Genomic DNA, 12,100 nt, shown 5'->3' with positions numbered 1-12,100 from the left:
GATTAATATCATGCTAATGTTAAATAACACAAGACACTTTTTATTGTTTAGCTTTCTTTTCTTTGAAACCTATATGAGATGGCAATAAATCTTCATTTTTATTTGTTTCTTTTTCTTCTTTTGGTTTTTCAATTGTTTCTACATTACCTTTAAATATTTTATTTATTAGCTCTTTAAATGTATCGAAATCTACACTGTAAGCAATACCAACTCCTTGTGTATAACCAATTTCTTCACCAAAATTCCTAATACTATTTTCTCTGTTAAACACTTTTGCTGTTAAGGTTCCTTCTTCATTAAGAAGAAAATCTATTTGAACATCTCCAGCTACAACAGATTCACTAACACCACCTACAGGAACTCCAACTTTTCCATTAATAATAACGCGTTCGGAAATATTAGTTTGTAAAGTAACACCTAACCTGTTATCAGTTTGATATTCAGGAGTGTTTTCTCCTGCTTCATAATTTAATCCAATATTTACTTTATTGTCGTTTGTAAACATTCCATTAATAATTCCATTTAGACGTTCAGTAAGTGTCCCAGTAAAATTAACATCGTTTAATCTGTTAGAAAAAGATCCTGTTGCTAATAAATATAATGCTTGATTATCTCTATCTTCTTTAGAATTTAGCCTATATTGAATTTCAGACTTTACAGTTGAACTTAAATTTGGAAAAGTAAAACTAAAATCAATATCTGGTTTTTCCAACTGTCCAGTAAGTGTAGTTTCTACATAAACAGGAATGCTCCTATTTATTGGATTATCTAATAATGGTGAAGGGTTTGCTTGAGTTTTATAAATTGCTTTGATATCTATTCTAGCATCATAAGGCGCACCATCCCATCCTAAACTACCTTCTTCAACAATAAATTTCTTTTCAACAATTCCACCATATTTAAAATTATAAATTCCTTGGAAAACCACAAAATCTCCAAACATTCTAAATTTACCATTAGTGTTTATTTCAATTAACAATCCTCCTTCACCTTTTCCTCTAATTGTACTTCCAGAATCTTTATCAATAACTATTTCTATTTCGGCATCTTGTGTAACATCTAAGTCAAAATCTAATTCCAATCCTTTAACTTCTTTTACAACTACGTTTTCTCCTTTTAGTTTGGCTGCTTTTTCTTCAGGTGTTAAAAAGTGAATGAAAGAATTATCTCCAAAAGATTCCATATCACTTAACGGAATTACAAACGTAGTTCCTGGGTTTGTTTCAGCAATAACGCTTATTACCAATTCATCTGCAGGCCCTTTAATTGTAGCTGAACCACCTATAAAAGCTGTTCCATAATACAAAACTTCATCTTCTTCATCATCAATCACACCATCTGTGTCTAAAACGACTAAATTAGAAGTTTCAACATCTAAATCTAATTTCCATTTTGAGAAATTTGTATGACTTATACTTCCATTTAAAATACCTTTTGTATCAAACTTGGTATCTGTTAATTTAAGTGTATTAAATATAAAACTTTGATTTGTTAAGCTTACTGTAGAGTTTTCATCAAAAATATAATCTACATTTAAATAAGGTATTTCGAATCCAGAATTATTTAGTTTTAAATCGCCATTAATATCTGGTTTATTTAGGTTACCAGTAACTCTTGCTATTCCAGAAACATCTCCTCTAATATCTTCGAGAATATCAACTAAAAACGGATTTAAAATTTCTAGACTAAAATAATTAAATTTTAAACCTACATCAATTGTAGAAGCTTCGCCTTCTAAATGAATATCTCCATATGCAGCGAATGACTGAGATATATCATCTTTTATTTTTATGTCTACGTTAAAGTCAGTTAGGTTATCATTCCCAACAATTTTGGCATTAAAAGAACCTAAAGCTAAGTCGTTAACAACAAAATTATCTATTGTAATAGTTGAATTTGGTAAATAACTACCTTGTTGTTGTAGGATATCCAGCTTTCCATTAACATTGCCTTTCAATTCTAATCCTTCTATTTCTGGTGTTATTTTAGCTAAACCTACATTTTTGAAGTTTAAGTTTATGTTTTTATAAGTTGAGTCTTTTATAATACCTGAAAGCTTAATTTCTTCATTTTTATGATTCATAACAATTTGATCAATGTTAAAATTTATCAAATCATTATCAAATTCTATTTTATTTAAAAAATCTCTTTTCTCATTTATAGTCCATGTATTTCCTTTAAATGTAACATCTGATTCTTTAAATCCAATAACAGATTTGTTTTCTTTATTTATAGTGTGATAAAAATTCAAATTATAAACATCCTTATTTTTATTACCTCCTTGAAATTCTGTTCTTACAAATAAAGTGTCTTTTAAGGTTTTATTAATTAAACTAAATTTAGATACATTATAATATTTAGTATTTACACTATCTATCTCTATATAGGCATTATACAAAGGGTTTTTGTTGTCTAATTGTAATTCTATGTTATTTGCAAAATAATCGAATAGTTTAATTCCAGGAGATTTAAAAGTTAATTTGAATTCTTTCTCATCGCTCTCTACTCTACCTCTTATATAAGTATTTGTACCTAATGACAATTCTGGCACAAAAACTTCAACTATTTTATTATATATTTTGAAGTTAAAATCAATATATTGGTTTAATTTAACTTTATGAGGTTTGTAATTTGTATAAATACTTCCCAATGCGTTTTCGAACAACAATCCAATATCTCTGAATAAGAATTCACCACTTAACTCTCCTTCAATAATATCTGGAGAATTAACTGTTACATGCCTTTTCTTTCCATCAAATGTTGATGTTATGGCAAAATCGTTAAAAAAATATTCATCGTTTTCATTTTTATAATATGTTTTATTAAACTGAATACTACCAATAGCATTATCTATTGTCACACCTTCCATTTTCATTTCTACTGTCCCTTTGAAAATAGATATATCATTATTCTTAATAAAATTTAAGGCATTAAGATTGGCATACTCGACATTTGCAACAAAATCGAATGTATTTATATCTTCTGAAAAATTGGCTAAACCATTAAATTCAAGTTTCAAATTGTTGTCATTAGAAATAAGTTTTCCATTAAATATTTTATTCATTAAATTACCTGAAACCTGAATATTCTGATAAGTATAATTATTATATGTAATTGAAAAAATATCACCTTTTAAATGTGTATCAACATTTTCTTTGGTAAACCCTGATCCATTTACATCTAAATTTAACGAAGTTTCACCAAGTGTTTCATCGTTAATAAATTTACCAATATTAAACTCTTTAAAAACAACATTACCATTATAAGATGCATTATCAATATCGTTTATTTTTTGCATGTCTAAATTAGCATCAATAAAGCCTAATTGTGTGTCTATAGCTAAACTAGCAGTAATTGTTGAAGTGGTTATTTCTGTTTGACCTACCACATTAAAATTTCCAAGTTTATCAAAAGAAGATGGTATAGATTCACCTAGAACATTAGGTAGTAAAGCTTTTAAATCTCTATAATTTGAAGATAATTTATGAAAATCTCCTCTCATGTAAAAATTATCCTCCTCTACATTAAACAGGTTTTTAAAATTTATATCTCCATAAATTTCACTTCTAGAACTTGTAAACAAATTTAAATTAGTAACCTGTAAATCGTTTAGTGTTCCATCAAGCTTCGCACTTAACTTGGCTCTTTGGTTAATACCAAATTCATTATAAAATATATTTAACTCGTTTAAAGCAATGTCAGATTCTGTAAATGTAGCGTCAACTGTTACTTTGTTTGTAAAATCTTGTAATTCTTCTCTTTTATATAAAAATTTAATTTCTCCTTTTAATGATGAATTTAGCGTTTTTATACTCAAATTTTCAAGTAAAATATTACTTGGAGTGTAGGTAAAATTACTTATTAAATTCTTAACCTCTAACCCTCTACTATCTAAAAAAGCTAATGTGTTTATTCGAGTACTTACATCACTTCCATTAATTAATAAATTGGTAGTATTTGTATAGATGTTTGTGAATTCTAAAATTTTAGGCGATTCTTTGTTTTGATCTATCAATCTAAAAGTTCCTCCATTTATAGTAACATCGCTAGAGGAAAGAAGAAATTCACTTTCTTTATCTGAAGGATTATCTTCATCAAATTTAGCTACAAAAATATCCAGATTTGTATCTGTTTCGCCTTTATAAGTTTTTAAATTAAATAACAACCCTTCTAAATCTATATCTCCAAATGCCAGTTTAGAGTTGATAATATTTCTAAAATTTAAAATCGATGTATTTAATTCCAAAACACTTATTAATGTATCTTTCTTATAATCTCTAATAAGTATTTCTTTTAATTCTACATCTCCATTAAATTGAAGCCCAACTTTACCAATATTAATGTTGGTTTTAAAATCATCATTTAATTTAGTAGTGACTTTTTTTCCTAAATATGTTTGAATCGATGGAATAGATAATAACAACACCAAAATGATGAAAAGTAGCAAGATTATTGCTACTAATTTAGATAGTATTTTTAAAAATTTTTTGATACGTTTTAAAGTTATAACTTTGAAACCAAAATTAACAATTATTGTGCCTAATTCTTACTAATGTCTTCACAAAATATTTATATTCTAGGAATTGAGTCTTCATGCGATGATACAGCAGCATCTGTTATACAAAACGGACGCATTTTAAGTAATGTTATAGCTAGTCAAAAAATACATGAAGAATATGGAGGAGTTGTCCCAGAATTAGCCTCTAGAGCACACCAACAAAACATTGTTCCTGTTGTAAATCAAGCCATTAAAAAAGCAAATATTACTAAAGAACAGCTTCATGCTATTGCCTTTACTCGTGGTCCAGGTTTAATGGGTTCTTTGCTTGTTGGAACATCTTTTGCTAAGTCTTTAGCTTTAGGATTAAATATTCCATTAATAGATGTTAACCATATGCAAGCACATATTTTAGCGCATTTTATAGATGAAGATGGTTTCAACAAACCTCCTTTTCCGTTTCTTGCCATGACAATTTCTGGTGGACACACACAAATTGTTAAAGTATCCAATTATTTTAACATGGAAGTTATTGGCGAAACAATTGATGATGCTGTTGGTGAAGCTTACGATAAAAGTGGAAAAATTTTAGGATTAGGTTATCCAGCAGGACCAGAAATTGACAAATGTGCGCAATTAGGAAACCCGAAAGCTTTTAAATTTACCAAACCCAAAGTAGGTGGCTTAAATTTTAGCTTTTCTGGATTAAAAACAGCTATTCTATACTTTATTCAAAAAGAAACAAAAGCAAATCCTGATTTTATAGAAGAAAACATCAATGATATTTGTGCATCTATTCAATATACTATTATTGGTATTTTAATAGACAAACTAAAATTAGCATCTAAACAAACTGGAATAAAACATATTGCTATTGGTGGTGGTGTTTCTGCAAATTCTGGGATTAGACAAGCTTTAAAAGCTGGTGAAACAAAATTTGGATGGACTACCTATGTGCCAAAATTTGAATTTACTACAGATAATGCAGCAATGATAGCGATTGTAGGCTATTTAAAATATTTAGAAAACGATTTCTCTGAACAAAGTATTACTGCTTCTGCAAGGTTAAAAATTTAAACAATAAACATACTTTGAAAACTCTGTTAATAACCTTAAAAAATAATATTATTCAAAGCTAATTTTTTTGTTTTTTTGTTAAACTAAATGCTAAATACAATTCCCAAATGAAAAGATTTTTATTTTTATTCATCCTTATTACTTCAACCATACATGCACAGGAAGATAATTCTACAGAATTAGATTTAATTACTGATACGTTTTCAGCAGAAGCTTATTTAAAAAACAATAAAACCAAAGGCAACAAGTTAATTACTTTTAACGAAGAGAAGCATAAATCGGTTTTAGCAACAGACCTCTTTAAATTATCTGTTGGAGGAAAAACAACAACTGAAAACGGTTACGAAAGAACTACCTATAAAGTGATTGAAAAAAATACAATAACACATTATAGAATGAGCTATATTTTATTAGATAGCGAACAAAGAGATATAGCTAAAACTAAAGCTTATAGAGACCGAATAATAACAACGTACAACAATGGTTCTCCATTCGATTTTTTAGCAAAAAAATATTCTGTTGCTAATAATGCTACTCGTGGTGGAGACACTGGTTGGTTTGTTAAAGATGAATCAGCTAAATTTTTCGACATCGATATTACAGAAAATCAACACTCTGAAAACGAAATTTATACTTTAGATAATGATGAAAAAGGTTTATATTATATAATTCTAAACACTTATCAACCAAAAGAAATCAAAGAAATTAAAGTTCTTAAAATTGTAGAACCATTAAACTAATGCAATTATTTTATAATCCTGAAATTTCAGAAACAACTACTCAAATCATTTTTCCTAAAGAAGAAAGCAAACATATTGTAAAAGTGTTACGTAAATCTGAAGGAGAAATATTAAAAATTACCAATGGGTTTGGTTGGCTTTTTACAGCTAAAATAACAGTTGCAGATATTAAAAACTGTGTGGCTATTATTACTGATAAAACAAAACAAACAAAAAGAAATTATCAAGTTCATTTGGCAGTAGCACCAACAAAAATGAATGATAGATACGAATGGTTTTTAGAAAAAGCTACTGAAATTGGCATTGATACAATTACACCAATTATTTGTGAAAACAGTGAACGAAAAGTAATTAAAACAGATCGTTTTGAGAAAATTTTACAAGCTGCTATGAAACAATCTCTTTCTTGTTATATGCCAAAGTTAAATGATGCTATTGCTTATAAAGACTTTATTACCCAATCGATAAAAGGGCAAAAATTTATTGCTCATTGCGAAGAAACAGATAAAAAATCTTTAAAAACTGAAATTAAATCAAATCAAGATATTACGATTTTAATTGGGCCTGAAGGCGATTTTAGTGTTAAAGAAATCGAGCAAGCTCTTCAATTTCAATTTATTCCTGTAACTTTGGGAAACACTAGATTAAGAACAGAAACAGCAGCAGTTGTTGCTTGTCATAGTATTGCTTTTATAAATGAATAAGACTTTCCAGATTATCATATTTACTTTTTATTTTTGCTTTTTAACTTTAAGTTTAAATGCTCAAGAAATAGCAGTATTAAAATATAAAGGTGGTGGAGATTGGTATAGCAATCCCACGGCTCTTCCTAATTTAATAGCCTTCTGTAATAATAATATTAATACTAAAATTAACTCAAGTCCTCAAACTGTTGAAACAGGCAGTACTGAACTATTTCAATACCCTTTTGTTCATATGACAGGACATGGAAATGTATATTTTAGTGATGAAGATGCTGAGAATTTAAGAAACTACTTAATTTCTGGTGGATTTTTACATATAGATGATAATTATGGTATGCAACCTTATATAACAGAAGAATTAAAAAAAGTATTTCCTGATAATGAATTAATTGAGATTCCTGCAAATCATCCAATCTTTAATATAGAGTATAGTTTCCCAAAAGGTTTACCAAAAATACATGAGCATGATGGCAAAAGACCTCAAGCATATGGGATTTTCTTTGAAAATAGGCTTGTTTTACTATTTACAGTTGAAAGCGATTTAGGTGATGGTTGGGAAGACGAAGTGGTACACAACGATCCAATAGATGTTAGAGAGAAAGCACTTAAAATGGGAGCAAACATTGTAAAGTTTGCTTTTGAAAATTAATCTCTTGTGAAACAGCTTACACATTACAATACTGATTTTACTAAACAAACATTTCCAATAACACTTGTATGCGACAACATTACCAATGCTCCAAACATTGGTAGCTTGTTTAGAGCAGCAGATGCTTTTGGTGTAGAAAAAATTCTATTTTGTGGTTCATCGATTCCTCTTGGTAGAAAAATGACAAAAACATCAAGAGCTGCAGAAAAAGTAGTTTCTTTTGAAGAAAAAGAATCTATTTTTGAAACCATCCAAACTTTAAAATCAGAAAATTATAAGATTATATCATTAGAAATAACTTCAAATAGTCAGCCATTAAATACGTTTAAATTTTCAAAAGAATATAAGTTTGCGCTTATCATTGGAGATGAAAACTTTGGGGTTTCAGAAGAAGTTTTAAAACTTTCAGATGCTATAATTCACATCAATATGTTTGGTCAAAATAGCAGCATGAATGTAGTTCAAGCAACTTCTATAACTCTCTATGAGATAACGAATCAACTAAAATAAAAAATCTAAGTATTCCACTATTTCAACTTCAATATGTATATTTACTAAATGAATTCAAATACCATATCAAAAGGAATTTTAAGTGCATTAGGAATTGTCCTTAGCATTACTTTGCTTTTATTCTTCCTATATAAAATCCAATCTGTAATTGTTTATATTGTTATTGCAGCAGTTATTTCATTAATTGGCAGACCAATAGTGTTATTTTTTAAAAACAAATTAAAATTTAAAGATACCATCGCAGTAATTGTTACTATGGTTTTTTTAATAGGTTTACTTGTTAGCTTGGTTGGATTATTTATTCCGCTAATAGTAAAACAAAGTCATAATCTTGCCTTATTAGATATAGAGTCTCTTAAAATAAATATTGAAAATATTTATTATGAAGTTACTTCGTATTTTAAAATTGAAACTGAAAATGTAAAAGAATCTATAAAGGAGTCTCATTTTTTATCGAAAATTGATTATTCAATGATTCCAGACTTATTAAATACCATGATTTCTGGGTTTGGAAGCTTTAGCATTGGCTTGTTTTCGGTGTTGTTTATCTCCTTTTTCTTCTTAAAAGACAGTCAATTATTCGAAAGCAGTATTTTGGCTTTTATTCCAGATAGCAAAGAGGAACGTACTAAAAAATCGTTCTCTAAAATTAAAGATTTATTATCACGCTATTTTGTTGGATTAATCCTTCAGATCTCTGTTTTGTTCCTTATTTACACCATTGGACTTTTAATAATAGGAGCTGAAAATGCTTTAGTTATTGCATTTCTATGCGCATTATTAAATTTAGTTCCTTATGTAGGTCCTCTAATTGGAGGTGCATTAATGATTATTTTAACTATGACTAATAATTTAGGACAAAGTTTTAGTGATGTTATTCTGCCTAATACGTTATATGTACTTATTGTTATTGGTATTGGACAGTTAATTGATAACTTTTTTAGTCAGCCAATTATTTTTTCAAAAAGTGTAAAATCTCATCCTTTAGAGATATTTTTAGTAATTATTATTGCTGGTATTTTATTTGGTATTGTAGGTATGATTATAGCAGTACCAACTTATACTGCGATTAAAGTTATTTTAAAAGAATTTTTATCTGATAATAAGATTGTACAAAAACTTACAAAAGATTTATAATTTACTTTGAAAGATTATATTTTAAATACTGAAAATCAATATTTTATAAATAACAATTTAAATTCTAACTCTACAGATCTTTTATTAAAAAAACATAAAGGATTAAACATAGATATCAAGGAGCTTGTAGAGCAAATTGAATCGAAAATACGAAGCAAAAACAAACTTCCAACCTGGTTCAACACACCTAAAATATATTATCCAAACAAGCTTAACATAGAGCAAACTTCATCTGAAATCACAGCTGAGTTTAAAGCTAGTTTGGTTGCAGGTAATACATTAATAGATCTAACAGGTGGTTTTGGAGTAGACTGTTTATATTTCTCTAAAAAATTCAAAAAAGTTATTCATTGTGAGATAAATGAAGAGCTTTCGCAACTTGTAAAACACAATTTTAAGCAATTAAAGATTGAGAATATAGAAACCCTGACAACTGATGGTATTTCATATTTAAAAAACACGAATTCTAATTTTGATTGGATATATATTGATCCTTCTAGAAGACACGACAGCAAAGGTAAAGTATTCTTTTTAAAGGATTGCTTGCCTAATGTCCCTGAGCATTTAGAACTATTGTTTAGGTATTCAAATAATATCTTAACTAAAACGTCACCTCTATTAGATTTATCTGTTGGTATTAATGAATTAAAATATGTAAAGAAAATCCATGTTATAGCAGTAAATAACGAAGTAAAAGAATTGCTTTGGATATTAGATAAAAGCGCATATAACAATGCTCAAATTAAAATAAATACGTCTAATTTAAAAGCCAATAAAACGGAAACTTTTAGTTTTAAATTAGAAGAAGAATCTATAGCTCAAACTACCTTTAGCATGCCGTTAACGCATCTTTACGAGCCTAATGTTGCCATCTTAAAATCTGGAGGATTTAATAGTGTTTCAGAAAAATTAAACATCTATAAGCTACATCAAAACTCACATCTTTACACTTCAAATTCTATAATTGAATTTCCAGGTAGAATTTTTAAAATTGAAGATATTTTACCTTATAATAAAAAAGTATTTAAAGACAGAGAGATTACAAAAGCCAATATTACAACTAGAAATTTCCCTGATTCAGTTAATATTATTCGGAAAAAACTAGGAATAAAAGATGGTGGCAACAAATATATTTTTGCTACCACCAATTTAGAAAATCAAAAAATATTACTTTGTTGTAAGAAGCTATAATTACTAATTAAACTTTAAACTAAGTAATTTGCTTATTATTAAATAGCTTCAGTATATTTGCAAAAAAATTATTAGTGTTTAAAGCTGTCTTATTTGATATGGATGGTGTTATTGTTGACACCGAACCTCTTCATCACAAAGCATATTTTGGAATGTTCGAGACTTTAAACATTGAAGTAAGCGAATCTCAATACCAAACTTTCACTGGGCAATCTACTATAAATGTTTGCAGAAATTTATGCGAGCATTTTAAACTAAATAACAATCCAGAAGATCTAGTTCTAGTAAAAAGAAATATTTTTAAAGAATTACTTATAAACGACCCAAATCTTCATCTTATAGATGGAGTCTTAAATCTAATTAAAGATTATCATAATAATGGACTAACTCTTGTTTTAGCATCTTCGGCATCTATGGGTACCATTGACAGTATATTTACAAGATTTAATTTAGATCAATATTTTATTTCAAAGTTAAGTGGAGCAGATTTAAAGGCATCGAAACCACATCCTGAAATATTTTTAAAAGCAGCTGAAGTCAGTGGCTATAATAAAGAAAATTGTTTTGTAATAGAAGACTCAACTAATGGGATAAAAGCAGCTAAAGCTGCAAACATTTTTTGTGTAGGATATAAAAGTATTCATTCTAAAAATCAAGATTATAGTCTAGCGAATAAAGTAATTAATAATTTTAATGAAATCTCCTACACTAAAGCTCAAAAATTATTTAATATTTAATGTTTCTATTCATTCTTATTAGCATTCTGGATTATTTCTTTTAAACGCTCTTTACGTTTCGTTACTTCTTCCTTAAGCTTATTCTTTTTTCTATTCATTAATTTAGAATGCTTGGCTTTGTTTTTAGTGTTTTTTTCTCTACCAGTTTTTGCCATTATCAAAGTGTATATCTTTATTAATTAAAAATACAAATTAAAAACAAAAAGTTATATTATCTTTATTTCTAGCTAATGGAAAAAAAACTAACGAATTATGATTAGAATTATACTTATCAGTTTAATAAGTTTATCTAACTATAGTCAATGTAAATATGAAAAGGATGAAATAGACCCCTTTACTAAGAAACACATAATTAAAACAAAACATGAAGTTTTTGCATTTGTTGATTATAGAATAAATGTAATAAGAGTACAAGGCGTTAAAGTTGATAATCAAAGATTTTTAAAAGTCTGGATAGTTATGAAAGATAGCTTTATTTTAGCTGAAAAAGATAATTTAATGCTATTATCAGATAATGAGGAAGTAATTACTTTGCCTTTTGAAAAAAGCATTTCTAGTGATTACAATAATTTATATTATAATAGTGGATGGTATGTTACTAATCTTTTTAAGTTAAGTGAAGAGTTCTACAATGTATTAAAATTTGGTAAATTTAAGATGGCTAGAGTAGAAACAACAAAAGGTTATGTTGATTTTAATATTTCAAATTCCAATAAAGATAGTCTTCAGAAAGTTTTGCAATGTATTTATTAAATTTATAGCATTTCTATGTTATTTCCTAACTTCTTTTAGAAACTAATAGTATAATATACTATACTTTTCAATATTAGTTTTAAATAATCAATAAAAACAAAAAA

11 protein-coding genes are annotated in these 12,100 nt (G+C 27.5%); 9 read left to right on the top strand and 2 right to left on the bottom strand.

Translation table 11 applies throughout. From position 1 onward, the window contains the following. Positions 1 to 40 precede the first annotated feature (40 nt). Positions 41 to 4,447, bottom strand: a complete 4,407-nt coding sequence (locus tag FVF61_RS01780) for a translocation/assembly module TamB domain-containing protein (RefSeq protein WP_233586650.1) — start codon at positions 4,445 to 4,447, stop codon at positions 41 to 43. A gap of 105 nt (positions 4,448 to 4,552) precedes the next feature. Here FVF61_RS01780 and tsaD point away from each other — a divergent pair, with 105 nt between their 5' ends. From tsaD to FVF61_RS01740, 8 genes are all read left to right on the top strand, one after another. Further along, positions 4,553 to 5,575, top strand: coding sequence for a tRNA (adenosine(37)-N6)-threonylcarbamoyltransferase complex transferase subunit TsaD (gene tsaD, locus FVF61_RS01775; protein ID WP_148452631.1), 1,023 nt, complete (start codon positions 4,553 to 4,555; stop codon positions 5,573 to 5,575). A gap of 107 nt (positions 5,576 to 5,682) precedes the next feature. Next, on the top strand, positions 5,683 to 6,315 hold the full coding sequence (locus FVF61_RS01770) for a peptidylprolyl isomerase (RefSeq protein WP_148452629.1): 633 nt from the start codon (positions 5,683 to 5,685) through the stop codon (positions 6,313 to 6,315). Then, positions 6,315 to 7,019, top strand: coding sequence for a 16S rRNA (uracil(1498)-N(3))-methyltransferase (locus FVF61_RS01765; RefSeq protein WP_148452627.1), 705 nt, complete (start codon positions 6,315 to 6,317; stop codon positions 7,017 to 7,019). Before FVF61_RS01770 ends, FVF61_RS01765 begins: the two co-directional genes overlap by 1 nt. Then, positions 7,012 to 7,668, top strand: a complete 657-nt coding sequence (locus tag FVF61_RS01760; RefSeq protein ID WP_148452625.1) for a DUF4159 domain-containing protein — start codon at positions 7,012 to 7,014, stop codon at positions 7,666 to 7,668. The genes FVF61_RS01765 and FVF61_RS01760 overlap by 8 nt, the downstream gene beginning before the upstream one ends. 6 nt (positions 7,669 to 7,674) lie before the next feature. Beyond that, positions 7,675 to 8,178 (top strand): TrmH family RNA methyltransferase, encoded by a 504-nt coding sequence (locus FVF61_RS01755; RefSeq protein WP_148452623.1) that lies wholly within the window; start codon positions 7,675 to 7,677, stop codon positions 8,176 to 8,178. A gap of 48 nt (positions 8,179 to 8,226) precedes the next feature. Next, a complete protein-coding gene (locus tag FVF61_RS01750) occupies positions 8,227 to 9,315 on the top strand; it encodes an AI-2E family transporter (RefSeq protein WP_148452621.1) in 1,089 nt (362 codons plus the stop codon). A gap of 6 nt (positions 9,316 to 9,321) precedes the next feature. Beyond that, on the top strand, positions 9,322 to 10,506 hold the full coding sequence (locus tag FVF61_RS01745; protein WP_148452618.1) for a class I SAM-dependent methyltransferase: 1,185 nt from the start codon (positions 9,322 to 9,324) through the stop codon (positions 10,504 to 10,506). A gap of 74 nt (positions 10,507 to 10,580) precedes the next feature. After that, positions 10,581 to 11,243: an HAD family hydrolase gene (locus FVF61_RS01740; protein ID WP_148452616.1), complete on the top strand. Its 663-nt coding sequence runs from the start codon at positions 10,581 to 10,583 to the stop codon at positions 11,241 to 11,243. A 5-nt stretch (positions 11,244 to 11,248) separates the two neighbouring features. Here the strand turns inward: FVF61_RS01740 and FVF61_RS14220 are convergent, their stop codons facing one another. After that, on the bottom strand, positions 11,249 to 11,398 hold the full coding sequence (locus tag FVF61_RS14220; RefSeq protein ID WP_199757247.1) for a hypothetical protein: 150 nt from the start codon (positions 11,396 to 11,398) through the stop codon (positions 11,249 to 11,251). Between the two features lie 97 nt (positions 11,399 to 11,495). Here FVF61_RS14220 and FVF61_RS01735 point away from each other — a divergent pair, with 97 nt between their 5' ends. After that, the gene (locus FVF61_RS01735) at positions 11,496 to 11,996 is read left to right on the top strand and encodes a hypothetical protein (RefSeq protein WP_148452614.1); all 501 of its coding nucleotides are present in this window, start codon (positions 11,496 to 11,498) and stop codon (positions 11,994 to 11,996) included. Positions 11,997 to 12,100 lie beyond the last annotated feature (104 nt).

The sequence above is a fragment of the Xanthomarina maritima genome (assembly GCF_008084905.1).
In the GTDB taxonomy this organism is placed as follows: Bacteria; Bacteroidota; Bacteroidia; order Flavobacteriales; family Flavobacteriaceae; genus Xanthomarina; species Xanthomarina maritima.
The sequence above is the reverse complement of the archived record's forward strand: the minus strand, read 5'-3'. Positions and strand labels throughout refer to the sequence as shown.

Bases quoted from the DNA above. Each gene is read 5' to 3' on its own strand.
- tsaD (WP_148452631.1), top strand. From the start codon at position 4,553: ATGTCTTCACAAAATATTTATATTCTAGGAATTGAGTCTTCATGCGAT.
- FVF61_RS01735 (WP_148452614.1), top strand. From the start codon at position 11,496: ATGATTAGAATTATACTTATCAGTTTAATAAGTTTATCTAACTATAGT.
- FVF61_RS01760 (WP_148452625.1), top strand. From the start codon at position 7,012: ATGAATAAGACTTTCCAGATTATCATATTTACTTTTTATTTTTGCTTT.
- FVF61_RS01765 (WP_148452627.1), top strand. From the start codon at position 6,315: ATGCAATTATTTTATAATCCTGAAATTTCAGAAACAACTACTCAAATC.
- FVF61_RS14220 (WP_199757247.1), bottom strand. From the start codon at position 11,398: ATGGCAAAAACTGGTAGAGAAAAAAACACTAAAAACAAAGCCAAGCAT.
- FVF61_RS01770 (WP_148452629.1), top strand. From the start codon at position 5,683: ATGAAAAGATTTTTATTTTTATTCATCCTTATTACTTCAACCATACAT.
- FVF61_RS01750 (WP_148452621.1), top strand. From the start codon at position 8,227: ATGAATTCAAATACCATATCAAAAGGAATTTTAAGTGCATTAGGAATT.